Origin of the sequence: Streptomyces sp. ME19-01-6 (genome assembly GCF_033793745.1) — a bacterium.
Taxonomy (GTDB): domain Bacteria; phylum Actinomycetota; class Actinomycetes; order Streptomycetales; family Streptomycetaceae; genus Streptomyces.
The window spans coordinates 1-25,802 of record NZ_JARAXF010000060.1 but is presented as its reverse complement, the minus strand read 5'-3'; the positions used below and the strand labels follow the sequence as shown (position 1 = coordinate 25,802).

Genomic DNA, 25,802 nt, shown 5'->3' with positions numbered 1-25,802 from the left:
CTGGGGCTGTCGCCGCGCACCACCGGTCAATGGCGCACATAGATCGGCCGTAGCCGACCCGCCCGTCCGCAACGAAGAAACGAAAAGAAAAGGAAAGAATATGAAACCGGAAATTGTGCACGAGCGCTTCGCCCAGTACCTCAAGGACCGGGACCTCGACGGGCTGGGTTCCCTGTTCGACGAAGACGCCATGTTCGTACCGGGACCGGGACAGGAGCCGGTCTACGGCAGGGAAAGCATCAAGGAAGCGCTGAAGCCTTACCTCGCCTCGCCCAGCACCATGGAGGTGGTGGCCACGTCGGTCCATCAGAACGGCGACCTGGCGATGGTCCAGCCGTCCTGGCGGATCACGAGCGAGGGCGGCACCGTGGAAGGAAAGGCGGTCGAGGTGATGAGGAGGACGAGCGAGGGGGACTGGGTCTACATCATCGACAACCCCTACGGCGTCTGATTCTCGTCGTCCCGGCATCACCGTCGGGCGACGGAACCTCGTCACGGCAGCGGCGGCCGTATCGACGTTCTCGATGCGGCCACCGCTTGCTTTCCGGCGTCGGTGACACGGTCATGATCCGCTGTGATCCGGGCGCGGTTGGCCGGTGAGGGTGAGCAGGTCTTCGACGTGGCGTTGTGCGGTGAAGGCTCCGCTGCCGGCGGCGGACAGGTCGGTGCCGGCGAAGTCCACGCGGGCACCGGCCGTCACGGCGCCGAGGAAGGCGGTGCCGGTGAACCGCCGGTACAGCAGTGCTTCGTCGGTGCCGACGGGGGTGAGTCGTTCGATGGTGTGCCGGCCGTCGGGAAACGCCGTGGCCAGTGCGGTCAGCGGCATGACAAGGACGTCGCGGTCGCTGGCTTCGTCGCCGAAGCCTGCGGGGCGGTTGTGGTCGTGGAAGTCCTCAGCCGGTGAGCTCTTCCCAGTAACCGTCGGATACCGTCCGTGAGCGCGAGGCGCGTCGCGCAGTCCGCGGCATCCCCAAGTCCGGGCAGGCCTAAGGCCCCTGGTAGGAACGATCTTGCGAACAGAAAGATCCGACCGAGGGGGCTCACGTGCCGACCAGTGTCACATACACCGCCGTGCTCGATGTGAAGCGGTCCACCGCCGAGCACCTGGCCAGCCTCCTGCGCGACCACCGGATCGCGGCCAGAACCCGCAAGGGACGACGCGCGCTGGGCTGCTTCAAGCAGGCCGTGCTCGTGCTGCGCTGGTTCCTCGACGGCGCCCGACTGGCCCAACTCGCCTGTGCAATGGCCTGTCGGTTTCCACCTCCTACCGATACCTCCACGAAGGACTGGCCGTCCTGGCCGCCGGTGCACCGGACCTGTCCACCGCGCTGGAGCGTGCGAAGGCAGCAGGGCTCACGCACGTGAACCTCGACGGCACCGTCATCCGCACCGACCACGTCGCCGCCCCCGGCCCCAACGGCGCAGACCTCTGGTGGTCCGGAAGCACCACGGCGGGAACATCCAGGTCATCGCCACCCCGGACGGCTGGCCGATCTGAGTCTCACCGGTCCGCCCGGGCCGGGAACACGACACCACCGGCGCCCGCCACCACGGCCTGATCGACGCCCTCAACCGGATCGCCGCCGAGCTGGACATGCCGACCCTCGTCGACCTCGGCTACGAGAACGCCGGCGCCGGCTTCCGCCACCCGCACAAGAAGCCCGCCGGAGGCGAACTGACCGAGGCCCAGCAGACGTACAACAAGGTCATCCGCGGCATCCACGGTGTGTGCGAACGCGCCAACTCCCTGCTTAAAACCACCTTCAAGGCCCTGCGCAGGGTCAGCCTCGACCCCAGCCGCATCACGCAGATCGCCGCCGCAGCCCTCGTCCTACTCCAACTCGAGTACGACCGCACCATCTGAACGATCACACAGCGTCGCGATCCATTACTGGGAAAGGCTCAGTCAACCGACCGCGCCCACCCCCATCGCGGTTCGCGACGGGCACCGCGAGGTCTTCAGCCTGAGCGCCGCTTTCCCGAAAGTGAAGAAAAAGTCATGTCGCGCCCAAGCCGTAACCGCTGGTGAGTAAAATCCGCAAGATCACGCTGACGTGCCCCTGACGTCTCTCCGTGAGGCGCACTCATTCGTTGACACCCTGGCCGGGCGGGGAAAGAATAGGTTATTCTCTCGGGCTAGCTGACGCGGTCTCCAACGCGAACTCAGCACACAGTAAAAGGTGATCGAGAAAATGCAGTCACAGACATCCGCAACCATCGATACCCGTCAGCAGTATGTCCGTGCGCTGCAGTCGGCCCTTAGTGTGGACGAGGTTACCGACGCGTTCATGCGTGCCGGAGCACCGATGATCCCTTCAGATGCCCACGCGGCGTACCGGCTCCACGCAGATGCCGACCGGGTCGGCATCATGGGAGTTTCGGCGCAACAACGCTTTCTTGACGATTACGAGGACTACGGCAGACGAGATGACCCGGTCCTCGAATTCGCGCTACGCGAACTAAGAGCCATCGATTCGTCTCGTGTCCCCGTTCCCGAGGTATGGGAGTCGAGCGGCGCGTACGCGGCGCTGGGCGTGGCTGGATTCGTCCACTCGCTGGAGGCGCCGGTGATAGTGGGCGGGGCTGTCTTCGGTACTCTGAACTTCGCGCGGGCGCAGAGCCGTCCCAGGTTCAGCCGGAGGGACCTTGCGGCCGCCGGGTTCATGGGTGAGCAGCTTGGCCTGGCCATGGAACGGGCCTTGCGCTTCGAGGCCACCGGCCGCCGTGTCGGCTTCCTCGAGCAGGCGCTGGACTCGCTTGCGCAGCCTGTCGTCGTCACCGACCTGGACTGCCGGACGTTGTTCCGGAACCGGGCCGCACGCAAACTGGAGGCGGGCGGCGCCGACGGGTTGGGCGGTCCTCTCGACGTACCCATCGCCGAGGCGATGGAAGAATTCCGCACGAACGGCCGGCGCGTTTACACCGGGAGCGTCCACGACCCCGGATCCGGCGAGCATCTGATCACGAGATCCCTTCACGTGTCGCAGACGCAGGACGTCGCGGTCACCTTGGTGTTCAAGGCCGATAGTGAAAGGACGCGAACCCTGCCGGCGTGGAACGTGCTGTCCCGCCGAGAGCAGGAGATCGCCGAATTGGTCGCTCAGGGTCTCAGCACCAGACAGATCGCGGAACAGGCCTTCATCACCGAGAACACGGTGAAGCAGCATCTCAAGCGCATGTTCGCCAAAGTTGACGCGCGCAATAGGGCGGAACTCATCCAGCGCGTTTGGGCGCATGGCGGTAACGCGGGCGCGACGGGCTGACCCCCTTCTGTGGCCCCGCGGCCGCACTCTCGCCGTACGCCGCGTACGAGAAGCGGCCGCGGGGCCACACGTGCCTCGTCAGCCCTGGGCATGCCCGCCGTCGCTGTTGATGACGACTCCCGTGACGATCCGTGCGGCAACCGGGTCGGCCAGGTAGACAAAGGCACCGGCGTGGTCCTCGGGAGTCGGCTTCACCTGGAGAGCGGTGCCGGCTCTGATGCGCTCGTCGCGGCCGCCCCTGGCGTCGACGGTGGACTCGCCCTGCCCAAGAGCGTCCAGGCCGGAGAACCTGGTGCCCGTGGTACCTCCCGGTGCGACCCCGTTCACCCGCACATAGGGGGCAAGATCCACTGAGAGGTGCTGTACCACGCCGCGCAGAGCCCACTTGGAGCTCCCGTAGAGGACACCTCCACCGGCAGGGCGGAAGGCCGATTCCGAGAGAGTGAGGGTCACGGAACCGCGGGTGTCGCGCAACGCCGGCCACGCCGTGGCGACCGCGACCAGAGTGCTGAGGACATTGAGCCGCCACGTCTCCTCGGCGGCACCGACGAGCTTGTCCACGGAAAGCTCGCGGAGCGAGGCGTAATGATCGAACACGCCGACGCAGCAGGTGAGCTGATGGAGTCCTCCGCCGGCCAGGACTGCCTCTTCCACTGCTTTCGCAAGGGCGTCGGCACGGGTTGCGTCTCCTTCGACCACGTGCAGGGGCGAGCCCTTGCCATCGCGGCGCAGTGCGGCAGCGTGCTCGGTGGACCGCTCGATCGCGGTGACCGTCGCGCCCTCGTGCAGGTAGGCCAGGGTGGCAGCCCTGCCGATGCCGGAACCGGCACCGGCGACGAGCATGCTCAGACCACCGAGGCGCCCGCTCACGGTGCCGGCCGCCTCTCCAGCAGCTCCGAGATCAGTTCCGGCTCTTGGAAGGTGAGGCAGTCGAGGGCGACCGCGTCCAGAAGGATCCTGCTGCCCCGGCGAGGCGACCAGATGTCCAGCCGCATGCCGTTGCGCGTCTCGACCTTGCGGATCACGACGTCGGCGAACTCGTTCGCGATGACGATCGGCCCCTCGGCCGACTGCTCCGGGTACTGCGAGACGTCACCGACCGGCGGACGCTCGATGGTGGGTTGCTTGCTGATCTCGTCCACGTCGTGCCTCGCTAGATCAGGATGGACAGGTTGTGCGCGTTGATCAGCGCCTGGTCGAAGGCCGCCCATCTGCGGGCCAGGCGCCATCCGTCCTCCGTGCGACGGACGACGTCCTTGCGGGACAGCGAGTAGAGACTCGGTGTCGGACTGGTGCCGCGGCTGCGGTAGATGAAGCAGTTGGAGTGAACCTTGTACTCGTCCGGGTTGTCGCCCGGGTCGGCCAGAACGTTGGTGACGAAGTGCCGCGTCTGGGAGGGCGGTTGCTCCGCCCAGGCGAAGTCGGTCTCCAACCGCTGGATCCGCACCTCGAGGGTCTGCCGGTCGTCGTCGAAAATCCGCGACGTCGGCGAGAGATCCCAGACTGCGAGGCCTTCCCGGATCACTCGCAGTGGCGCTTCGTAGCGGATGTCGTCGGTCAGCATAGCCAGCCAGTCCCGGAAGCGGCGTTCGTCGAGCGCCAGCGCCTCACGGAACATGAACTCCTGGATCTCGGAGGCGGTGTCGCGGTCGACGGGTTGCTCGCCCATCACGCCTCCCCTGCCAGGTAGTCCGCCCACCGGCTCCACAGGTTCCGGAAGTTGGTGTCGTTGACGTAGGGGACGACCGCGTGGCCCGGGCCCGGGAACTCCGGGTCCGGCGGGCTGTCCATGCCCATGATGTAGGGGAAGTCGACATCGCGGACCATCGTCATCCCTGCTGCCTGGGTGACCTTCGTCCAGTTCTCGAAGTCGTCCTGTTCGAAGGTGCCCGCCTGGCCGAACGCCAAGGTGTAGGCGCGGTAGGCCTCCTTCTTGTACTCCTCCGAGGCGTTCTTGGGCACCAGGCACCAGGAGTACATCTCCATCCGGCCCGGGCCGACGGGGTGGTAGAGCCTCATGGTGACGAATCGGACCCCGATCTCGCCGGGTTCCAGGCTGAACGGCTGCATCAGGAAGGAGAGGTTGGGGAAGACCGACCCGACCGCCGTCCGGGTGCGGGAGAACACCTCCACCTGCTCCGGGCTGAGCGACTGCTTCATCTCCGCCACCAGATCGTCGGGGAAACCTCCGAAAGGCGGGAAGTTCGGACCGTGTCCCAGACCGATGCCGTGGCCCTTTCCGGGAATGCTGACGGCCCAGCCCTGGCTGTGCGTCGAGCCCGAGGAAGGGAAGTAGCCGAGGTGGAATCCCCATTGGTGGGCCACCGGGGTGTGGTAGCCGTCGCCTGCGAAGTTCTCGGTACAGATCTTCCAGTCGGTGTCGGCTATCCAGTGGTCCGGCGGCCCGTGGACCTCGACCCCGCCGAGCCCGTGCTTGAGGTAGAGGTCCAGGTAGAACTGGAACCCTCCCAGGTATTCGTCCAGGGGCGGCGCCTCCGGGTCCAGGCAGCCGAAGACAAGCCCCTCGTAGGAGTCCACCCTGACCCGGACCAGACCCCAGTCCTTGCGCTTGAGCCTGCCTTCGTAGCCCTCCTTCATGTAGGGCACGCCCACCAGTTCGCCGGAGTTCTTGTAGGTCCAGCCGTGGTACGAGCAGCGGAAGTGGGAGGCGTTGCCCATCTCCGCCTTGCACATCACGTTGCCGCGATGCCGGCACATGTTCAGGTTGGCGTGGATCTCGCCGTGCTCGTCCCTGGCGACGATGAGGTTGTTGTTCCCGATGTACCGGGTCACGTAGTCGCCGGGATGGGGGATCTCGCTCTCGTGGGCGAGGAAGCACCACGTCTTGGAGAAGAGCCGTTCCTGCTCCAGGTCGTAAACGGCCTGGTCGTTGAAGGCGCGGGCGGGGAACCGGCCGCTGTCGATACCCTCGCGGGTCTCCTCGACCCACGCGGCGAGGGACTGGGATTCCGGTTTCGTGTTCATCCCGTCACACCTGGCTCAGAGCCTGCTTCGGGGTGCGCTTGCCGAACCGCTGCTCGATCTCGGTCCGGATCTGCAGGTAGCGCTTCACATGCTCGTCGGTCGTGGTCACATGCTCCTGCGGGACGAGGTCCTCGGTGTACGGCGGGCGGCACTTGCCGACGTTGAGGTAACCGGCGCCGTTCACCCGGATCTTCTCCAGCGGGATGTTGTACTTGGCGAACTCCATGAAGTCCTGGCCCACCAGGAAGGGTTCGTGGGCCCAGCGCAGCCGCTCGGTGAGCCAGCGGGCGTCCTCCATCCGTCCCTGCTGGAGCGCGTCACGCAGTTCCAGGACCGGGCCGGGACCCATCGCGGTCGTGGACGACCAGGCCATGCCGACGAGCTCCTCGCCGTACATCTCCCAGGCCGGGTACCAGTCGGTCTCGATGGACATCAGCGGGAAACTCGTCCCGGTGTGCGCCATGTCGTTGTGGTAGCGGAAGCCGACCGACGCACCGCCGGCGTACTTGACCGCCACCACCTGCGGCAGCTCCACGAGCGTCTTGTACACCCGCCGGGGGATGATGCCGCGGAAGGCCGCGGTGTTGTCGTAGACGACGATCGCCAGCTCCGGTACGGCGGTGGCGACGTCGCGGTAGAAGCGCTCCATCACCGGGGCGACCATCTCTCCCCACATCGGCCGGCCGAGCAGCGTGCCGGTGATCCCGAGATCGGCCAGGTACTTCATCCGGGAGACGGTGTCACGGGTGTTGAGGGTGGTGGCGCCGATGAAGACCGGGAAGTCCTCGTCGACGCTCCGGACGGTCTCCGCGACACAGGCCGCGTACGCCTTCCACTCCTCCAGGGTGAGGGTGGCCATCTCGCCGAGGGTGCCGTTGAGCGCGATCGCGTCGACGCCGTCGTTGATCAGGTTGCGGATCATGCGCTCGGTCTCGTCCAGGTCGACCGTGTCGACCGCGTCGACGCGCTCGGCGCCGGGCAGGGCCGGGGTCGGGGGGTAGGCCATCACACCGCGCATGTCGCGTCCGGTGATCTTGGGAAGCTTGCTCACGGTAACTCCTTCTGTAATTCCTGAATTCCTGGAGGCAGTGCGTTTTCTTGTGGGGCCTATGCGGTGGTCACAGCCGGGCTGCGGCGACCGCGGTGCCGGTGAGCCAGGCGGGTACCGGCGCGTAGGCGAGGACGTCGAAGCCGACCCCGGCCGCACCCGCGGCGACAAGCCAGGTGCGGATCTCGTGGGCCCCGTTGCCGGCCCGGTCGATCTCCTCGTTGGTGTACTCCGTCAGGCGCTGCGGATCGCCCGACTCCAGCCGCGCGATGAAAGCGCGGTCGAACTCCTCGTTGATGTCGCCGGATTCCGGGAGTCCGACCCAGTGCGACAGACCACCGGTGGCGAGGACCACTACCCTCTCGGCTCCGGACTGGCTCTCCACGGCCTCGCGGATCATGCGCCCGAAGTCGTAGCAGCGCTTCGGCGTGGGCCACGGAGGGTTCACCCCGTTGACGATCACGGGGACCAGCGGGTACCTGGAGCCGGGGTCCAGGTGCTTCAGTGGGACGCAGAAGTTCTCGTCGAACTCCAGTCCCCCTTCGACCAGGGCGGGATCGAACTCCGCTCCGAGCGCGAAGGCGTACAAGTGGCTGCCCAAGGCGGCCGCACCCGGGTACTGGTGCTGCTCGACGTTCAGGAAGCCGGCCATCTCCGCGGTCGCGGGCCCGAGGTAGGAATCCCCGGTGGCGATCGCGAAGGCGGGCAGGGTGCCGAGGTGGAAGTTGGTGAAGTGCTCGACCGACACCGCGATCACGGCGTCCGGTTCGAGGTCCTCGATACGACGACGCACCTCGGCGTACGCCTGCTCCACCGTGGCGCGGGCGTCGGACGCGGCGCGCTCCGGCCACCCGGTGATGCCGGGCGAGTGGGATGTAGCGAAGGCGCCGACGATCCGGCCGTACGTGCTCATCAGGACTTCTCCCCTCGGATCTGCGCGTAGTACGCGGCGCGGTCGACCTCCAGCTGGATCGCGCAGAAATACAGCAGGTACGGGTTGACCCCGTGCTCGTACATCGACTTGAAGTCGAGGTCCTTCATCCAGGTGCGGAACTCCCCGGTGATGCCGTAGGCGTCGAGAACCTCGTCGGGGCTCGACCGATAACGGGCCGCCACATCGGGATGCCGGCGGATGTCCCACAGGAGTCGGTGGATTGAGTACACGGCGGTCTCCGTGCCTCAGCCGAGCCGCTGGACGAACCAGTCGGCAAGGCGCGCGGTCGCGACGGAGAAGTAGTCGTAGCTGCAGTGCAGCGAGCCGGCGCCGTCGTAGATGTCGGCGGTCACGTCGTCGGTGGTGAGGGCGTCGATGAAGCGCCGGGCACCCGCGATGTCCATGATGATGTCGTCGGTGCCGTGCATCACGTAGACGGGGACGCTGAGCTTCTCGGCCACGCCGTCCAGCGTGAAAGCGGCCAGCTTGCGGCGCGCCTCGGCGTCGTCCTTGGACCCGGTCAGCCACTGCAGCTGCTGCTGCAGGGGCGGGTAGAACTCGTAGAAGTCGGTGAGGATGCTCCACGTGCCGCACCAGGCCGCGACCGCCTTCACCCGCGGCTCGAAGGCCGCCGCCCGGGGAGCGTAGTAGCCGCCGAAGCTCACTCCGGCGAGTCCGATGCGGTCGGCGTCGACGTCGGGGCGCTGCTCCAGGAAGTCCAGGACGGCCGCGACGGGGACTTCGTAGTCGGGACGGCTGTAGAGCTGCTTGAAGCGCAGGGAGCTGCCGCGGCCGGGAGTGTCCACCAAGACGACGTTGATGCCGCGGGCCGGGAACTCGGAGCCGCCCAGGAAGTGGAGTTCCTCGGCCCAGGAGTCCGCGCCACCGAGGAAGAGGACCGTGGGCCGGGGCGTGTCCGAGGTGTCGGGCCGGACGAAGTAGCCGTCCATCGTCGTGCCCTCGAAGGGGACCTGGATGCGCTCGATCAGTCCGCCGGTGAGCTCGGCGGCCTTCTGGAAGTTCGCTGTCCCCTTCCTGTACGCCTGCTCCCGGCGCGGGTCGGAGGATGCGAGGAAGAACTCCGAGTGCCGGTAGTAGCTGCACGACCTCTGCAGGGCCCGTTGCGCGGTGGTGATGTCACCGCGTTCCAGAGCCGCCTCGCCGGCAGCCGCGACCTCTTCGGCGGTACGGCTCCATTCCCGCTGCCAGACCTCGCCGTCGGTCGTCGTGCGGCCGATGCGGGCGGCGGTGCGCGCACACTCGAAGAGGTCGGCGCCGCCTACGGCGACCTGCGCGAGCAGGCGCATCGTCTGCAGCGACCAGTCCTCGTCCTGCGGGAACAGTTCGATGATCGACAGGGCGTCACGGTTCTCGGTTATGGCTGTGCTGGTCATCTGTGTCCTTGGGTAGTGAGGCGTGGTGCTGTGGCGGTCAGGAGGGGACCAGGCCGGACCCGGCCACCTCTGCAAAGGGTGTGCGGGCGGCGACCGCCTGGCGCAGCGTGGCGAGTTGGCGTGGAGCATTGACGCACACGGCGCCGCTCAGGAGTCCTCGGCGGCCGTAGACCGCGACGAGGGTGGTGTCGTTCTCGGTGAGGATCTCGACGTCGTCCGCTGCCCCCGGCCGGCCGACGCAGCGCAGCTTCGCGTTGAACTGGTCGGTCCAGAAGAAGGGGACGGACTCGAAGGGGCGTCGCTCGCCGAGCAGGGTCGCGGCGGCGTGACGGCCCTGCTCGACGGCGTTGGTCCAGTGCTCGACGCGCATCGACTCGTCGAATGTCCGGTTGTGCCATCGGGCCACGTCCCCGGCGGCCACGACGTCGGGGACACTTGTCGCGAGGTCCGGTTCGCAGAGGATTCCGTCTCCGACCGACACCAGGGACCCGGTCAGCCAGGACGTGGCGGGTGCGGCTCCGACGGCGACGAGCAGGGCGTCGGCTGCGAGGGTCTCGCCGTCGGCCAGCCGGACCAGGGTTCGAGGGCCCTGCTCCTCGATCTGTGCGACACCCGTGGCACACAGGATCCGGACCCCGCGTTCCTCGTGCCGACGCCGGAACCAATCGCCCACCTCGGGGCCGAAGGCCCGGTGCATCGGCGACGCGGCGATGTCCACGACCGTCACGTCGAGCCCCAGTCCTCGCGCGGTGGCAGCTGCCTCCAATCCGATGAAGCCCGCGCCGATCACGACGAGATGGCTGGAGTTCCGCAGGGCACGGAACAGCCGTTCGGCGTCATCGACGCCGCGGAGCTCGTGGGCACGAGTGATCCCGGCCGTCAGGGCGGATCTGCGTGAGGACGAGCCGGTCGCGATGACCAGGCCGTCGTACGCGATCGTCGTCCCGTCGTCCAGTACGACGACTCGACCGCGGGGGTCGAGGCCCGAGGCGGCATGTCCGAGACGGAGGGTGACGCCGTGCTCCGTATACCAGCCGGGGGGCCGCAACGCCAGTTGCTCGTAGTTGATTCCGTCGGCCAGCGCCTCTTTGGACAGCGGCGGTCTGGTGTACGGAAGGCGCGGCTCGGCGCCTACGAGGACGAGGTCGCCGGAGAAGCCGCGTTCCCTGATCTCCTCCAGCGCGTTGACGCCGGCCAGCGAACCGCCGACCACCACGATGCGCTTCACGGGTTCAGCTCCTCGACGCGTATGGCCTGGGCCGGGCAACACCTGGCGGACGCCTCGGCCTTGGCTCGCAGCGCGTCGCCGGGGTCGCTCAGGCGCAGCACCGCCCTGTTGTCGTCCTCGTCGAAGTCCCAGATCTCGGGGGCTTCGATGAGGCAGTTGGCGTACCCCTGGCACTTGGCCCGTTCGAAGATCACCTGGACGGACATGGCACTCTTCCTGTTCACGCGGGGCGCGTTCCTCTGGTGGCCCCAGCTCGGGATTGCTCTAGTGACCGGTGGCGGCGAGGTGTGGCATGGCCGGCTCGACGTGCACGAGGCGCGCCGCCCTGGGGGTGTTGCGGCTGGTCAGGTTGCGCAGGACACCGGCGGTGATCACGGCGGTGATGCCGGGGATGTCCCCGATGGCCAGGGCTCCGAGCGCGTCGTCGGCGGTCGATCCCCAGGGCGCGTCCATCACGACGATGTCCGCGGCCGCCCCGGCTGCGATGAAGCCGGCGGGCAGGCTCCAGGTGCGGGCGTTGTTCCCGGTGGCGGCAGCCCACACCTGGGCCGGGTCGATACCGGACAGGGAGGAGAGCTCCGCGACCGTCTTGATGACGCCGAGCGGCATCACCCCGGTGCCGGTCGGGGTGTCCGAGCCGATCACCACACGGTCGAAGCGGTCCTCCGCGTGGCATTTCTCGATGATTCGGACCGCGGACCGGAGGTTGCCGGCCTGTACCAGCTGCAGGGCCATCCCGGTCTGCTCGATGATCGTGTCCACCCCCGTAGCCGGCAGCGACGTGGGGCCGCCGTTGATGTGTCCGCACACGTCGGGCGCGAGGTGGAGCAGGTGTTCCGGGGTGATCGGCTTGCTGCCGGGGATACTGGCACCGCCGGAGTGGCACATGACCGTGATGCCGTGCTTCTGCGCGGAGCGGACCTGGTCGTATCCGTCGGCCGGATCCTCGTACAGCCCGAACCCGAACTTGGCGAGGCGGACACCGGCGGCCTGGAGGTCCGCGAAGTCCTGGTCGGTCAGGCACGGTTCCAGGACGACGGACCCTGCGTGCACGGTCATGCCCCCGGGGCTGAAGCCCGCGAAGCAGGACCTGGCGGCGATGGCCAGCGCCTTGACGCCTGCGGCGTCGTGCGGTCGTCCGGGGGCGTGGATCTCGCCGGGCGAAACCACGCTGGTGATGCCGCCGTGCACGTAACTGGCCAGGAAGTCGACGGTTTTCTGACGAGGTGTGTAGTCGCCAAGTACGACGTGGCAGTGCGAGTCGATCAACCCTGGGGCGATCGTCGCGCCCTGGGCGTCGACGACGACCTCGCTGGCCTCCACCTGTGCGGCCAGTTCCGCCCTCCGGCCGATCGCTGTGATCGTGCCGTCGACGGCGATCACGGTGTCGGCGTCGGCGATGACGGGTTGCCGGTGGTCGCCGGACAGGATCGCGCCAGCGCTGGTGACGGCGATGCTGCTCACGACGCCGCCTTGGAAGTGTCCTTGGAGTTCGCCTCGGCGGCGCTCATTCCACCGACCCGGGCGTTGATCCGGCCCCGGTTGGCGACCGCCGCGATGATGACCAGTTCATCGGGGTGGGGGGCGTCGGGGAGGTGCACGGTGATCGCGTCGTAGTGGCTACGGACCCAGATCTCGTCCTTGAAGGCGAGGGGTACGTCGATGGTCGTGCCGGCGGCCCCCGCCTTTGTGACGGATGTGATCCATGCTTTGCCGCCGCCGATCGCGTCCCGCAGGGCGTTGCCGAAGGTGGAGGTGAGCGCGGCGTTGATGTGCTCCTGTTCACCGCCGGTGCCGACGACGCCTGCCTTGCCGTAGCTCTGCGGTGCCTCACCGAGCAGACGCACGGCCTCTTCACCGAGCCGGGTGCCGATCTCGTGGGAAGCGTCCACGAGCTCGGAGAGATCGGCGACGTAGCCGCGGTCGGCGAACGGGTTGGTGACCACGGCGCAGACCGCGACCTTCCTCAGCGGCCCCTGGCCGTCCGTCCGTCCGGCGGCGAGATGGGTTTCCTCAATCTGGGCGAAGGTCTTACGGACAACCAGACTGCTCACGGTGCTTCCTCCATTGCGGCTCCGCCGGCTGCAGACCCTGCAGCGATGGCAAAGACACTAGGAAAGCCATTGCCGCCACACAGTCCCCGTTCGGGTGTATTGGGCCTGCCCAGGGCCGGGGGCCGGGCACGACGACGTCCCGACGGTCACGAGCGCTCGGAAAGGACGATCTTGCAGCCGTGCTGGGTCAGCACACGGCCCAACTCACGTCCAATACACCCGAACGGGGACTGCGTGACGAATCTGACATTCCTAGGGTCTTACTCATCGCTGCTGCATCGGCGGCAGGAAGAACCGCGACGAGGGAAGAGCCGTGAACCGTTTGATTGTCGGCAAAACCTCCGCTCACACAATGAAAAACCATCCTGTCACCGGACAAACAGAAAACCGGGGCCCGACCTCCGGCTCCCTTTCCTCGCTCGTCAATGCCACACGTGACCATGCACTTGGGGACGGCACCAAACAGCAGAGCGGCACATTCTCTGGTGCGTCATACGCTACTCATTACAGTCGCCTTTGCCGCCTTCATCAGCGTAATGGGCCTGGGGACCTCCGCTTTGATAGGAAAGCGAGCGATCTCCGCCACTGATCCCACGGGGGACCAATCCGTCAACCTCCTCACCATCGAGGTGACACGGAGCCTGTCCAGCTCCATTGGCGGCGTCCTGTTCACCGTACTCGCTGCCTCCGCAGCTTTCATCGCGACTTTGGCGGTTGTGGCCGGCCTGTCGCTTGCCGTGGCAACAACGCTCGCGCATGACGTCTACGCCCCGCTCATCACTAAGGGGAAAGCCAGCCAAGCCGACGAGGTCTCCGCAGCGCGTTGGTTTTCGGCCGCAGTAGGCGTCCTATTCTCTCCCGTTACCTCCGGCAATCCTGCCGCGTTCTTCCCCCAGCGTAACTTCTCTAGTTTTCACTGCACACTTGCGACTCTGATTTCGGTCACGTTGGCCTCCTTGCTGGGTGGATCGGAAACATTGCGAGCCGCCGGAGAAATGCGACGTCCGGCTTTTATCCGGACAGCCAACAGCACTTGATGGCCGGCGGGAAACCGCAGCGACCCTGACGTGAATCGAGGCGCATCGACACGACCGCGGAGCTTGCCTTCACCGCGCGCTGACGTCGCGGAGCCCGGGCACTCGTGTACGACTGCCCGGTCCCGCGGATCCCTGCGGCTGTGGGCCGATACTGCGCCGGGTCCTGGCCCCGCGGGTGGGGCGGGACAGCCCAGTCGGCACCGTGGACGTGGCCGTCCTGGTCGTCTCCGAGTTGGTCACCAATGGCCGAGCCTCGGCCATCGTGTGCGCTCTGGCTTGTGATCACGGTGCGTACGACGACGACGCCGGCGGCGTGGTCCGATGGGCAGAGCCGGCCTGCTGACGATCGCCCTCAGCGCGGAGTGCTTTTACCGGATGGAGGCGGCTGCCAGTGCGTCGTCGCGCCCGCTGGAAGTCCGGACAAGGGGTGGAACGCGAGGCTCGCACACGGCCACATGCCGATGAGACCGAGCACCGCCGCCACAACGATAGCCGCATGGCAAGCGGCGAACGCCGGGACGACCGGGCTGCGGTGGGTCACGGTCCGACGGCTCTTCGCCGAGGAGGCGCTGCCGGTCGCAACCGCACCGCTGAGGGCGAGCACCGTTCCGATGATGCCGCCGACGACTCCCCCCTCTGTGCCCACTTCGGATCGGCACTCAGTGCGAGGTCCCGTCGACGCTGTGCGGGCGGCGCTCGGCGTCGGCGGGACTGGTCTCCTCCCATCTGGATGCTGGAGGTCGCAGGAGCTCAGGCAGAGAGGAACCGATTGTCCCCGTCCGGGTGACACTGCCACGGTGTGGACCCCTTACAGTCGTCGTCAACCCGGCCATGAGACGCGAGCAGCCGATGGGTCGCAGACGGTGAAGTAGTAGCCCACCGCGTCACCGGCAGGAGCCTCCCCTACCAGCGCATGCCGGGCCCACGTACCCGCGCTCCTGCTCGGCTGCCAGGCCGTCCAAGGACTGGCCTCGGCGGGCCGTCGGCAACCCCGATCCTCGCCTCCCGGCTCTTCTGGACAAACTACGACCGGCTGCACCGATCGCCAAGGATCGAGGCCTGAGGGGCTTCGCCCGACGGCATCGGCCAGCGAAAGCCGTCCACCCGAGGCGCTGACCCGAGGCTCCTGATCAATGCATCAGCGACCACTGAGCCAGGCCAGTAGATGTGATCGTGAACTTCATTTTCCCACCAAGAGGAGCAGCCGACGATGACCACGCCAAGTACACCGTTGCCGGCCACCAACCGGCCGTCCGCAATGCGCGCCTCGCTGATCAGCGGTCTCATCGGCGGACTGATGGGGGCCGTGGTGAGCGCCCTCATCAACTATGCGCTGATCGGTGTGCCGAGTAGCGCCACGGCCAATGCTTTGAATCATGCTCTGAGCGGCCTCATCAGTGGATTCGCTGCCGGTTTCCTCGGACTCCGGGCACATCAACGCAAGGTCTGCTCCGCGGCCGAGACCGAGAGAGCCGACCAGTGAGGCGGCTTCACACCTTGAGGCGACCGAGCCTCCCCATAGCGGCGGCGCATCGGAAAGCTGAGGGGTGAAGGCCGCCGGTTCCGGCATAACCGTGGCAGAAGGTGCATGGTGCGGCGATGGGCGACCTCTCCAACGTCCTGAGGGTGGCGGCGCGGGGCGCCCCGGCTCCCTGTGGGACGTCAAACCAGGAGGATGCCGTGAAGGCAGGTGAGCCTCACAGTGACGCCCTCGACGTGCGTGTCCTCGGAGCACTGGAGCTCTACGCGGGCGACCGGCGGCTGGAGATCGCGGGAGGGCGGACACGAGGTCTCGTCGGGCTGCTTGCCCGCTCCGTGGGGCGTCCGGTGGCAACCACGGAGATCGTGCGACAGGTATGGGGGCTGGAGGAAAAGGAGGCACGCAAACCCGGGGTCCGTAACGCCGTACAGGCCCGGGTGTCGTCGTTGAGGCGCGTGCTCAACCCGAGCGTGTTGTGTGCGGTGCCTGGCGGCTACCTGCTCGACCTTCCAGGCCAGGCCGTCGACTCGGCGCGGTTCGAGACCGCGTTGTCCGAGGCCAGGGGACTGGGCCAGCTGAGCAGGGTGGAAGGCGTGGCCGAGGCGTATCGGCGTGCGCTGGCGCAGTGGCGGTCCGAGTCCGCCTACACCGACGTACGGCACGTCCCTGCACTCGCGGAGGAGGGCGACCGCCTCGGTGAACTGCGATTGCAGGCACTCAAGGAGTGTCTGGCCGCAGAGGTGGACGCAGGGGCGTACGACACGGCTGCTGTAGAGCTGATGACGCTGACGAGGCGGCATCCGCAGGTCGAGGAGTTCTGGGCGCTGCGGATGCTGACCCTGTCCCGGCTGGAGCGGCAGGCCGATGGCCTGGCTGTTTACCAGGAGGCCCGGCGCGTGCTCGCCGACCGATTCGGGCTCGTACCTGGGGCTCGCCTGCAGGAGATGGAGCGACTCATCCTGCGGGGTACGGGAGGGGCTGTCTCTGGAGCGAAGCCGGCCGGGCCGACGAGCATAGGCCGGCCCGCCACGTCCTTCCTCGGCCGCGAGGGGGAAGTTGATGCCACGCTGAAGCTTCTCGGCCGTACCAGGATCCTCACGTTGATCGGCCTGGGCGGCGTGGGCAAGACACGGCTCGCGCTTGAGGTGTCGCAGGCGTTGATCGACCGCCGGGCACCGGCGGTGGCTCATGACGTCGTCGTGGTCGATCTTGTGCCGTACGCGCCTGGTGATGATCTGGCCTTGGCCGTTCTCGACGCGCTGAGTGCAGCGACCTTGCCGGGCGGGACAGCCGGCCGAGGGCGCAGTCCGGTTCAGATGCTGTGCGATGCGCTCAAGGGTCGTCGGGTGTTGGTGGTCTTGGACAACTGTGAGCACGTCGCGGACGGTGCCGCGGCGCTCTGTGCCGCGCTGAACGCCGGCACCGAGGCGACCACGATCCTTGCCACCAGCAGGCAGCAGCTGGGCGTTCCTGGTGAGGCCGTCTATCCGGTCGCGCCGCTGGCCGTGCCGACGGACCTCGACGACGTCGTGGCTGTGGCCGGACTGCCTGCCGTCCGGCTCTTCCTCGACCGTGCGCAGGCGGTACAGCCGGGTCTGACCGTTGACGCCGCCGGTGTGCGGACGATCAGCCGTGTGTGTCGTCAACTCGACGGCATCCCCTTGGCGATAGAACTGGCGGCGGTGCGTGTCGGCGTGGGGGGCCTGGCCGGCGTGGAGCGTCTGCTGGACGATCGGTTCCGGCAGCTGGACCGAGGCCCGGGGAGCGGACCGGACCGGCACCGCACTCTGGAGTCGGTGGTCGGCTGGAGCTACCAGCTGCTCGACCGCCGGGAACAGCAGGCTCTTGGCCGCCTGTCGGTGTTCCGCGGATCGTTCCTGCCCCAGCAGGTGCGTGGAATGTGGACTCGTCTGGGCGAGGACGACACCGACGTCCCGGCCCTGCTCGGACGGCTGGCGGCCAGGTCGATGGTGCAGGCCGAGGCGGCGGAAGGCTTTCCGGAGCGGTTCAGACTGCTGGAGACCGTCCGTCTCTACGCTGCCCGGAAGCTGGAGGCCATGGGTGGGACCGAACGCGTCGTACGCGCCCAGGTGGACGTCTTCGTGTCGTTGGCGATCTCCTGCAGTTCCCGGCTTGTGGGTGCCGGTCAGGCGCAGGCCGTGCGCACGTTCATGCTGGAAGAGGGCAACATACGCGCGGCCTTCCAACGTGCGCTGGACCGCGGCCTCGGTGACGTCGCCCACCAGTTGGCCGGTGCACTCGGATACACGACCTGGATGCGCGGCGGCCGTACGGCGGACTGGGAGCTGATCACCAGATCGCTTGCATTGCCTGCACAGGACGTGGAGATCCGAGTGCGGGCGCTCGCGTGGGCGGCAAACCTAGGTTCGATTTTCGGTCACCTCCGGGAGGCCGTGCACTTTGGGGAACAGGCCGAACACGCGGCCCGGGGGCATGAAAGCGTCCGGATCGCGGACCTGGCGCTCGCATACGCGGGCAGGGCGCACGCGCTGCACCGTCTCGGCCGCTGGGAACAAGGGGACGCGGTCCTGGAGGAGGCGCGGCGTCTGGCGCTGTCTTCAGGCGACCGGTGGACCATGGCCGCGCCCTCGATGGTGCGTGGCCTGGGTATGCTGGCGCGCGGACGCACCACCGATGCCGAAACGGCCTTCTTGACTGCTGCCGAACACTACAGCCGGTGCGCCGACAACTGGGCCCAGCAGCGAGCGCTGTTGCGACGGGCGATGACCCGCGAGGCCCGGGGCGACCTCCGCAGCGCCGCCGTGCTGCTCGCCGAAGCGGTGCAACTGGTCGAGGAACTCGATCTGCCGGAGGCCGCCGTACCGGCGAAGGCTGCATTGGCACGGGTGACGCTGCTGGCCGGGCACATCGACGCCGGCCGACACATGGTCGATGAGTTGACCCGGTCGAATACCGTGCTGTCGCTGGACGCCCCGGCCGCACAGCTCGCCCAGTGCAAGGCCATCCTCGCCGATGTGGACGGCAGATCGACCGAAGCGATCCGCCGCCACCTGGACGCCGGAGTCGGCCTGGCAGATGTGGGTCTGTTTGCCGAGGCCGCGGAATCATGGGCGCGAGTCGTGCTCCTCGCCGAGCAGGACAGCCCCCAGTTCGCCGCCGCCGTGGGGGCCGCGGAGCAGGTGGCGGCAAGGAGGGAGAGCCCGCGCGTGCTGGCCATCGTGCGTTACATGCGCGGCCTGCGAGCGGGATCGGACTCGGCTGCGGCCGATGAACTCGCCGCAGCCGAGGGACTGTTCGCCCAGAACGGCCTTGGCCTGCCCGCCCTGCTGCGACGCGGCGGCACTGCGGCAGGCTGATCCGAGGGTCGGAAATGTGCGATCCAGAGCCCGGGCCGCCGGGCGAGCAACCTCGCTGCCCCGTGTGCATGGGTCATGAAGCGGCTTGGGATGACGGCCGTGCCTCGGAGCATCGTTGCTGCGGCCGGCCTTGGGCCTGCTGTCGCTGCCCGTCAGGCGTCGCCGGACGTATCGCCGAGTGACGGTTCAGGCGCCGCCGTGCATGGCACGAGTGAGCTCCACACGTGACCGCAGTGACAGCTTGCGGTAGGTGCTCTTCAAGTACTTCTTGACTGTGTGGGGACTGAGGAAGAGCTGCTCGGCGATCTGCCCGTCTCTCAAACCTGAGGCCACGAGGTCCGCGATCTCGTACTCCCTCGGGCTCAGGGTCTCCTGAATCAAAGCCCGTGCATGGGTAGGCGCCTCAGCCGGGGTGTGCATGATGGTGATGAGGATGTCGTCGTCAGGCAGCTGCGTCGACCGTAGCTTCAGACCGGTCTCTGGATCTTCGCAGGGACGCATCGTCCCCTCCGGTGCCTTTGCCGCTCCGTCGCGTGACCGGGCCAGGAGGTCGTCGAACGTCCGGCCACCGGAAAGACCGCCGATAATGCGCTGCGCCGCAACGTTCGCGGTGCGTTCGGCGGTGCGGATGTCGGTCACCACCACCGGCTCGTCGATCAGGTCGAGAGCCGCGGAGGCGCGTGCGAGTCGCCTGCCGAGCTCCTCGGCAATCCTGGCACTCTCCATCGCCAGCCCGGAGAGACGGCCAAGTGCCTCCACGACGGCCAGCTCTCCCACGGCGAAAGCGCCCTGGTCCGACGTACGAGCTACGTTCAAGGTGCCCCGTACCTCCCCCGCCACGATCAGGGGCGCCTGCAACGTATGAGCGATGCTGTGCAAGGCGAGAACCTGTCGGTACAAAGGGAGAAGCATCCACTCGGCCGGCTCGTAGATCTCAGCTTCCGTCACCGCTGAACGACTGGTCAGCACCGCCTCCAGCACCAGGTCCGAGTCACGACCCTGATGTTCATACTTGGCCAGGAAATAGTCGCTCACTCCATAGGCCTGGACGCTCGATGCTGCGTTCCCCACGCTGCCCAAGAGGTACACACCTGCGGCCTTGCCGGGAACGACGCGGCCGAGCTCATCAAGGACCTTCGCCTGCAGGTCCTGCTCCGCGCAGGTCCCCGCCTCGGCAGTGAATCGAAGCAGCCTGCTGCTCACCGAAGAGTTCACGTCTGAAGCCCTTCGCTGGTAAAACGACTGATGCTCGCCTGGCTGGCCACCATCAAGTGCTCGTTTCGGTGCTGCGTCGTCATTCGCTTGTGTCCCGAGAACCTCGTGTCCAGTCGGTCCCCCGGAAGGCCGGCACGTGACGGTCTCACCGCTCACCGCTCGCGCTAATCCGAGGATCAACCCGATGCCGGAGAGCGGTCAAGTGTGCTGACCCCGTAGCAGCCACCGTGGACCGCCGTGTCCGGAAGATTACCCATTCGGGTGACACTCGGGCGCGGACGCGGCAGGGCGCACCAGGCTCGGTGGACCCCAACGAGTACCCGGCAACGGTACTCGCTTGAGGTCTGACCAATCCGGTGGTGGGCAGCCACGGTGGCCCATGAGCACGAGAGGAACCAGCCGTGACGAAGATCCGACCCAGTGACTTCCAGAACCCGTACTCGGCCTACAGTTCGGAGTTCTCGTCGCTGGACGCCGCCGCCGTCATGGCGCAGATCGGCATCCAGTACGACGCAGGAACCGACGTCCAGGACGTGCGCGACCGAGTGCTGCACGCCCTGGAAGCAGACGCCTCTGTGTATCAGGTCGAGGCCGGAAGGCACCTGGACGCGGCCGGCTATGTCAACGACGTGTTCCTGGCGTACTGGGTCTCGAGGGACGACTACCACCGGTGGCGTGCCGAGCACCCGCTGGAATCCTGGGTTCAGAAACCGGGCGAACGAAGCGGGGGGCTCTGGGTCGAGGCGCTGCAGGTACCGGCCTGCCGATTGGAGACGTCGTATTCCACGCAGGATGCACGGTGGGGCATGGCGAAGAACCGGTCGAAGGAGCTCAACCCGTTCCACTCCTACTTCGGGTCGATGCGCGACCGCATCCACGACGCAGAGGACGGTGGACTGCCCGCGACAGTAACGGATGTGTCACCGGCCGCGGTGACGTCCCGTAGCCGCCTCATCTCGTTTGAGGTACCGGAGAACATGTGCTTCATCCGGTCACCTCAAGGGTGGCGGCACTGCCCCGATGCGGAGCGCGACTGGTTCGAGGAGAAGATGCTTCCGGTGTATCAGGCGGGGGTCGACTACTTGTCGGAAAACCCCCTCGACACCGGGTGTCTCAGCATCCGCAAGATCGACGTCCACCACCCTGCTGATGCGCAGGTCCAGACTTCGTCGCTGGCCTGGTGGCAGTCTCTCGCGCACCTCGAGGCCTGGGCGCACGAGCATCCCACCCATCTCGCCATCTTGCAGAGCTTCGGCGAGTTGGCCCGGCACTTCGCACCCGACGTCACCGTGGTTCTCGGTCACGAGGTCTACGTCGTGCCGGCGGGCGGTGCCCGAGCGGAATACCTCAACTGTCACGACCGCACGGGTCTCCTGCCGTTCCTCGGTCACCTGAGCGGCACTGTTTCCGATCTCATTCCTGACCACTGAGTGTCCCGGATCGCCCGGGCGAAGGAGAGGCGCGATGCCGAACCACATCGTCGACTACGAAGTCGACGGCATCCACGTTGCCAGGCGGCGACCCGACTCCGGTTCGACCACCAGGCCGACCCCCGTACTGTTGGTGCACGGCGGACTCCACGGGGCGTGGTGCTGGGAGGATTTCATCAAGTACCTGTCAGCCAGAGGCTGGGACTGCCACGCTCTGAGCTGGCGCGGACACGGAAAGTCACATCCGTTGCCGCCGGAAGAGGCCCTCCGGCGCTCCATCGAAGACGTGGTCCCCGATATCGAAGCGGTGGCTTCCGGGCTCCAGGAACCACCGATCATCATCGCCCACAGCATGGGCGCACTCGCGAGCCTGAAGTACGCCGAACGCAATCGGCACGCGGGCATGGTGCTACTGACACCCGGCCTCCCAAGGGAGGCGACGCCCGACAAACTCGAGGTACCAACCGATCCCACTCAGATGTGGGGTCCGCCGCCATTCGAGCTGACGAAAGAACTGTTCTTCTCCGGAACCGACGAGGAGCTTGCCCGGCGGTACTACGAGCTCCTCGTCCCGGAGTCCCCACGGGCGGTGGCCCAAGTCACCACGGAGTGGAGCGTCACTGTCGATCCGGTGAGGATCTCGGGGCCGCTCCTCGTCCTCGCGGCTGAGCGCGACGCCTTGTCCGATCCGGCCGCTGTGCACCGGCTGGCCCGGTTGCTGGGCGCGGACTACCACTACGCGGCTGGCTTCGGTCATGGCGTCACCCTCGACCGGAACTGGGCGGACATCGCGGAGATGACGCACCGATGGCTCTGCAACATTGCTGGTGAGGGCGAGGGCAAGCCACGAAGGGAGGTGCTGGTCCAATGATCGACTGGGACAGCCACGGTTCCCGCCCTATCGGGATCCCGGATGTCCAGTGCAGTGGAAAATGGCCTGAAATGCCGACGGCCAGGCCTCAAGAGTCCATGGCCAGGGTCGGACAGATGGATACTCCGGGGAGCGTGTCCTCAACCCGCCGCATCGCGGACCCTCGTGCCGTCGGGCCTGTGGCCACTTTCGTTCTGGATGACGAGGGCATCGTGACCGCATGGAGCCCCGCGGCGGAGGAGCTCCTCGGATACAAGACGACCGAGGTCGTGGGACGGCCGGCGGCTGTGCTGTGGCCCGGAACGCCCCCGGACGTCCCCAGTGGAGCGCTTGAACGCGCGAAGTCCGGCGACAGCCCTGGTCGGACGGCGGTCCTCAGGCACCGGGAGGGCCACCGTCTGAAGTTCGAACTTCACGTCTTCCCGCTCACCTCAACAGAGCCAGGCAGTGACCGGACACTGGTCCTTGCCAGTGCCGAAAAGCCGCTGCAACGCCAGGAGGACCAGTCCATCCTTGATGGACTGTTCACCCAGTCACCGATCGGCCTCGCGGTGTTCGACACCGAACTTCGATACATCCGGATGAACGACTCTCTGGTCAAGCTTCAAGGAATCGCCCGGGAAGACGCCCTGGGGCGACGAATCAGCGAAGTGCTTCCAGAACTCGACACCGAAGCGATCGAGCACCGCCTCCGAAAGGTCCTGGACACAGGACTACCCGTGATCAACTCCCTACACCATGGACGAACCCCTTCTGACCCGGAAAGGGAGCATGTCTGGACCGTCTCCTCCTTCGCGTTGACCGGTAGGGATGGCCAGATCATCGGGGTCACGGACGCTGTGATCGACGTCACCGACCGCTACTGGGCCCGCGAGCGCCTGGCTTTCCTCGCCGAGACCGGAGCCCGGGTAGGGACGACGCTCGATGTGGTCACAACCGCTGAGGAACTGGTCGACTTGCTTGTCCCGAGGTTCGCAGACTTCGCCGCGATCGACCTGATGGCAGGTGTGACGGAGGGCGAGGAGCCTCGGCCTCCAGACGCCGGTGACGTCGTGCTGCGGCGTGTGGCGCGCAAAACCGCGAGCACGTCTGCTGAGGGGCCCGGCCAGATGGGAGATCTGCTGACCATCCCCGCTCACTCCGTTCAGTCCGAGAGCTTCCTGAATGATCAACCGGCGCTGTTGTCCGTGCGTGACCTGAACGGCGAGGGGCTCCGCGACATCTTCGGCCCTCAGACGCGATCCCTCCTCGAGGAGGGAGGGAACTCCGGCATGCTGGTGCCGCTGCGCGCAGGCGACGTCACGCTGGGCTTCGCCTACCTGCACCGCAGTGCCCGTGCTGGGCCCTTCGAACGGGATGATCTCGTCCTCGCCCAAGAACTTGCCGGCCGCGCCGCAGTCTGCATCGACAATGCCCGGCGTTACATCCGAGAACACACAGCCGCTGTGACGCTGCACAGGAGCATGCTTCCCCACAGCGTGCCGGACCAGACGGCTCTCGACGTTGCGCACTGCTTCATCCCCGCCAAGGCACACGCCGGCGTGAGCGGCGATTGGTTTGACATCATTCCGCTGTCGGCAGCGCGCGTCGCCCTTGTGGTCGGAGACGTACCAGGCAAAGGGATCTCGGCGGCGGCATGTATGGGCCAGATCTGCTCTGCGGTACGCACTCTGGCGCAACTGGACCTTGCTCCTGACGAGCTGCTGGGACGGCTCGACGACATGGTGCCGCGTTTGGTGGAGCGCGAGCATGTCAAGGGAGCCGCACCCATCGTAGAGGGACTGATTGGTGCAACCTGCCTCTTTGCGATCTACGACCCCATATCTCGCCGCTGTGTGATGGCAAGTGCTGGACACCCCGCGCCCATCATCGCCGATCCGACGGGGCAGGTCCGCTTTCCTGACCTGCCGCCGAGTAAGCCCCTGGGGCTGGGGGACCCTGTGTTCGAGGCTGCGGAGGTTGAACTCGCCGAGGGCAGCACCCTCCTCTTCCACACCAAGAGCCTGGCTCACGCCTGGCCCACGGACGCCGTCATGCGCGGCCGACTCCATTCGACTATCGGGCTGAGCGACCAGACTCTCGAAGACAATTGCCAGGCGATAGCCGACGCTGTGGTCCCACGTCTGCCGGCCGACGACGATCTCGCATTCTTGCTCGTGAAGACACGAGCACTCGGTTGCGAGCGCCACGTCACGTGGGACCTGCCGCGAGACCCCGCCGTCGTTGCCAACGCACGCTCTCTTGTCCTGCGGCAACTCAAGCGGTGGAATCTGGAGGACTCCGCATTCACCACTGAACTGATCATCAGTGAACTGGTCACCAATGCCATCCGCTACGGCAATGACCCCATCAAACTGCGGCTGATCCTCGATCGGACCCTCATCTGCGAGGTCAGCGACGCCAGCAGCACATCCCCGCACATCCGCCGAGCGGCGACCACCGACGAGGGCGGGCGCGGGCTCTACCTCATCGCGCAGTTTTCCCATCGCTGGGGCACCCGCTACTCCGCCACCGGCAAGACCATTTGGGCCGAACAACTCCTCAGCCCGCCCGAGGATGCTCCGACCGGAGTAGATCAAATGCTGTCTGTATTTGCGGACTTTGAGCTCCCATCCGGCGCATGAAACGGATCATCGGCCTGCTGAAAGCCCTGCGCTTGCCGAGATTTTCATCCGCCCTGGTCGGAAGCCTGCACCTGGACTGGCGGTCGTCGGCCTCGTCGCTCGAGTCGGTGCTCTCGCGTAGCCGGCAGTCGACGCGTCATGATGATCGACCGTGCTGCTGCGACTGGCCTACCTGGGAGTGATCAACGCGTTCGCGCTGCTGCGTCTGCTGCCGACGAGCGACCGGAACAAGGATGCGGAGATCTTGGCTCTCCGCCATCAGATCACGGTGCTCGAACGCCAACTCGGTGGTGCCCGAGTACGGTTCACTCCGGGCGACCGGGCGTTCCTGGCGGCGCTGCTGCACCGGCTACCGTTGCCGGTTCTGCGGCGTGTGCGGCGCGTCTGGCCAGGGAGAATCCAAGCTGGGGCTACAGGTGCCTTCATGGCGAGCTGCTCGTGCTGGGAGTGAAGGTGGCCGCGTCGACCGTCTGGAAGATCCTGAAGGATGCCGGCGTCGATCCGGCGCCCGGCCGGAGCTCCAGCACGTGGGCCGGCTTCCTGCGTTCCCAAGCGGACGCCCTCCTGGCGTGTGACTTCTTTGAGGCGGTCACCTTGTCCGGCGTGCGGATGTACGTACTCGCGGTGATCGAACACAGCAGTCGCCGCATCCGGGTCCTGGGCGCCACCGCGCATCCGACCACGTCCTGGGTAACCCAAGCGGCGAAGAACCTGGTCATGGATCTCGAGGACGTCGGCTGCCGGGCACGATTCATGAACCGTCCTCAAGGACACGGGGATCGAGATCGTCCTCACCGGCATAGAGAGGAACGCGACCGTCACGATCTGCCACTCACGCACCCGCGACCTGGCCGCCGTGTGCCGCCGCGCCGACGTCCTGGTCGTGGCGGCCGGCATCCCG

The 25,802-nt window shown here is 67.0% G+C and carries 23 protein-coding genes and 2 pseudogenes; 11 read left to right on the top strand and 14 right to left on the bottom strand.

Annotation, left to right across the window (positions count from 1 at the left end):
* Positions 1-451: nuclear transport factor 2 family protein (locus PV419_RS51770; protein ID WP_319701059.1), on the top strand; the 451-nt coding region annotated here is incomplete at its 5' end.
* 111 nt (positions 452-562) lie between these two features.
* Here the strand turns inward: PV419_RS51770 and PV419_RS51765 are convergent.
* On the bottom strand, positions 563-958 hold the full coding sequence (locus PV419_RS51765) for an ester cyclase (protein WP_319701061.1): 396 nt from the start codon (positions 956-958) through the stop codon (positions 563-565).
* 86 nt (positions 959-1,044) lie between these two features.
* On the opposite strand from PV419_RS51765, the pseudogene PV419_RS51760 reads away from it, so the two are divergent.
* Both PV419_RS51760 and PV419_RS51755 read left to right on the top strand, forming a co-directional pair.
* Positions 1,045-1,864: pseudogene (locus PV419_RS51760) on the top strand (HARBI1 family protein).
* 316 nt (positions 1,865-2,180) lie between these two features.
* Positions 2,181-3,263 carry a LuxR C-terminal-related transcriptional regulator gene (locus PV419_RS51755; RefSeq protein WP_319701058.1) on the top strand — a complete coding sequence of 361 codons (1,083 nt, stop codon included), beginning with the start codon at positions 2,181-2,183 and terminating at the stop codon, positions 3,261-3,263.
* 78 nt (positions 3,264-3,341) lie between these two features.
* Here the strand turns inward: PV419_RS51755 and PV419_RS51750 are convergent, their stop codons facing one another.
* The 12 genes from PV419_RS51750 to PV419_RS51695 all read right to left on the bottom strand — a co-directional run bounded on the left by PV419_RS51750 (position 3,342) and on the right by PV419_RS51695 (position 12,906).
* Complete coding sequence (locus PV419_RS51750) at positions 3,342-4,133, bottom strand: SDR family NAD(P)-dependent oxidoreductase (protein ID WP_319701057.1); 792 nt, start codon at positions 4,131-4,133, stop codon at positions 3,342-3,344.
* A complete protein-coding gene (locus PV419_RS51745) occupies positions 4,130-4,405 on the bottom strand; it encodes a dihydrodiol dehydrogenase (RefSeq protein WP_234311807.1) in 276 nt (91 codons plus the stop codon). The genes PV419_RS51750 and PV419_RS51745 overlap by 4 nt, the downstream gene beginning before the upstream one ends.
* A gap of 11 nt (positions 4,406-4,416) precedes the next feature.
* Complete coding sequence (locus PV419_RS51740; protein ID WP_142165690.1) at positions 4,417-4,932, bottom strand: 3-phenylpropionate/cinnamic acid dioxygenase subunit beta; 516 nt, start codon at positions 4,930-4,932, stop codon at positions 4,417-4,419.
* The gene (locus PV419_RS51735; RefSeq protein ID WP_319701056.1) at positions 4,932-6,248 is read right to left on the bottom strand and encodes an aromatic ring-hydroxylating dioxygenase subunit alpha; all 1,317 of its coding nucleotides are present in this window, start codon (positions 6,246-6,248) and stop codon (positions 4,932-4,934) included. Before PV419_RS51735 ends, PV419_RS51740 begins: the two co-directional genes overlap by 1 nt.
* A 4-nt stretch (positions 6,249-6,252) precedes the next feature.
* Positions 6,253-7,299, bottom strand: coding sequence for a dihydrodipicolinate synthase family protein (locus PV419_RS51730; protein ID WP_078947647.1), 1,047 nt, complete (start codon positions 7,297-7,299; stop codon positions 6,253-6,255).
* Between the two features lie 67 nt (positions 7,300-7,366).
* Positions 7,367-8,209: a hypothetical protein gene (locus PV419_RS51725; protein WP_319701055.1), complete on the bottom strand. Its 843-nt coding sequence runs from the start codon at positions 8,207-8,209 to the stop codon at positions 7,367-7,369.
* On the bottom strand, positions 8,209-8,460 hold the full coding sequence (locus PV419_RS51720; protein WP_037672380.1) for a hypothetical protein: 252 nt from the start codon (positions 8,458-8,460) through the stop codon (positions 8,209-8,211). The genes PV419_RS51725 and PV419_RS51720 overlap by 1 nt, the downstream gene beginning before the upstream one ends.
* A gap of 15 nt (positions 8,461-8,475) precedes the next feature.
* Positions 8,476-9,624 (bottom strand): alpha/beta hydrolase family protein, encoded by a 1,149-nt coding sequence (locus PV419_RS51715; protein WP_319701054.1) that lies wholly within the window; start codon positions 9,622-9,624, stop codon positions 8,476-8,478.
* Positions 9,625-9,661: 37 nt separating this feature from the next.
* On the bottom strand, positions 9,662-10,852 hold the full coding sequence (locus tag PV419_RS51710; protein ID WP_319701053.1) for an NAD(P)/FAD-dependent oxidoreductase: 1,191 nt from the start codon (positions 10,850-10,852) through the stop codon (positions 9,662-9,664).
* Positions 10,849-11,076 carry a ferredoxin gene (locus PV419_RS51705; protein ID WP_319701052.1) on the bottom strand — a complete coding sequence of 76 codons (228 nt, stop codon included), beginning with the start codon at positions 11,074-11,076 and terminating at the stop codon, positions 10,849-10,851. Before PV419_RS51705 ends, PV419_RS51710 begins: the two co-directional genes overlap by 4 nt.
* A gap of 40 nt (positions 11,077-11,116) precedes the next feature.
* A complete protein-coding gene (locus tag PV419_RS51700) occupies positions 11,117-12,316 on the bottom strand; it encodes an amidohydrolase family protein (protein WP_319701051.1) in 1,200 nt (399 codons plus the stop codon).
* The gene (locus PV419_RS51695; protein WP_319701050.1) at positions 12,313-12,906 is read right to left on the bottom strand and encodes an amino acid synthesis family protein; all 594 of its coding nucleotides are present in this window, start codon (positions 12,904-12,906) and stop codon (positions 12,313-12,315) included. The genes PV419_RS51700 and PV419_RS51695 overlap by 4 nt, the downstream gene beginning before the upstream one ends.
* A 434-nt stretch (positions 12,907-13,340) precedes the next feature.
* Between PV419_RS51695 and PV419_RS51690 the strand changes: the two genes are divergently transcribed.
* The 3 genes from PV419_RS51690 (at position 13,341) to PV419_RS51680 (ending at position 18,761) form a co-directional block, all read left to right on the top strand.
* Positions 13,341-13,943 (top strand): sodium:solute symporter family transporter, encoded by a 603-nt coding sequence (locus PV419_RS51690; RefSeq protein WP_319701049.1) that lies wholly within the window; start codon positions 13,341-13,343, stop codon positions 13,941-13,943.
* A gap of 1,210 nt (positions 13,944-15,153) precedes the next feature.
* Positions 15,154-15,426: a hypothetical protein gene (locus tag PV419_RS51685; protein WP_319701048.1), complete on the top strand. Its 273-nt coding sequence runs from the start codon at positions 15,154-15,156 to the stop codon at positions 15,424-15,426.
* Positions 15,427-15,623: 197 nt separating this feature from the next.
* A complete protein-coding gene (locus PV419_RS51680) occupies positions 15,624-18,761 on the top strand; it encodes a BTAD domain-containing putative transcriptional regulator (RefSeq protein ID WP_319701047.1) in 3,138 nt (1,045 codons plus the stop codon).
* Positions 18,762-18,947: 186 nt separating this feature from the next.
* On the opposite strand, the gene PV419_RS51675 is transcribed toward PV419_RS51680, so the two are convergent.
* The gene (locus tag PV419_RS51675; protein ID WP_319701046.1) at positions 18,948-19,976 is read right to left on the bottom strand and encodes a response regulator transcription factor; all 1,029 of its coding nucleotides are present in this window, start codon (positions 19,974-19,976) and stop codon (positions 18,948-18,950) included.
* A 401-nt stretch (positions 19,977-20,377) separates the two neighbouring features.
* On the opposite strand from PV419_RS51675, the gene PV419_RS51670 reads away from it, so the two are divergent.
* The 5 genes and pseudogenes from PV419_RS51670 to PV419_RS51650 all read left to right on the top strand — a co-directional run.
* On the top strand, positions 20,378-21,406 hold the full coding sequence (locus tag PV419_RS51670) for a phenylacetaldoxime dehydratase family protein (protein WP_319701045.1): 1,029 nt from the start codon (positions 20,378-20,380) through the stop codon (positions 21,404-21,406).
* A 34-nt stretch (positions 21,407-21,440) separates the two neighbouring features.
* Positions 21,441-22,277 carry an alpha/beta hydrolase gene (locus PV419_RS51665; RefSeq protein WP_319701044.1) on the top strand — a complete coding sequence of 279 codons (837 nt, stop codon included), beginning with the start codon at positions 21,441-21,443 and terminating at the stop codon, positions 22,275-22,277.
* A 179-nt stretch (positions 22,278-22,456) separates the two neighbouring features.
* Positions 22,457-24,901 (top strand): SpoIIE family protein phosphatase, encoded by a 2,445-nt coding sequence (locus PV419_RS51660; RefSeq protein ID WP_319701043.1) that lies wholly within the window; start codon positions 22,457-22,459, stop codon positions 24,899-24,901.
* Between the two features lie 151 nt (positions 24,902-25,052).
* Positions 25,053-25,352, top strand: coding sequence for a hypothetical protein (locus tag PV419_RS53705; RefSeq protein WP_415925567.1), 300 nt, complete (start codon positions 25,053-25,055; stop codon positions 25,350-25,352).
* A 348-nt stretch (positions 25,353-25,700) separates the two neighbouring features.
* Positions 25,701-25,802 (top strand): annotated as a pseudogene (locus PV419_RS51650) (bifunctional 5,10-methylene-tetrahydrofolate dehydrogenase/5,10-methylene-tetrahydrofolate cyclohydrolase); the annotation flags it as partial.

Excerpts from the sequence above, each read along its gene's own strand:
- PV419_RS51735 (WP_319701056.1), bottom strand. The coding sequence starts at position 6,248 with ATGAACACGAAACCGGAATCCCAGTCCCTCGCCGCGTGGGTCGAGGAG.
- PV419_RS51665 (WP_319701044.1), top strand. The coding sequence starts at position 21,441 with ATGCCGAACCACATCGTCGACTACGAAGTCGACGGCATCCACGTTGCC.
- PV419_RS51725 (WP_319701055.1), bottom strand. The coding sequence starts at position 8,209 with ATGAGCACGTACGGCCGGATCGTCGGCGCCTTCGCTACATCCCACTCG.
- PV419_RS51740 (WP_142165690.1), bottom strand. The coding sequence starts at position 4,932 with ATGGGCGAGCAACCCGTCGACCGCGACACCGCCTCCGAGATCCAGGAG.
- PV419_RS51685 (WP_319701048.1), top strand. The coding sequence starts at position 15,154 with ATGACCACGCCAAGTACACCGTTGCCGGCCACCAACCGGCCGTCCGCA.
- PV419_RS51715 (WP_319701054.1), bottom strand. The coding sequence starts at position 9,624 with ATGACCAGCACAGCCATAACCGAGAACCGTGACGCCCTGTCGATCATC.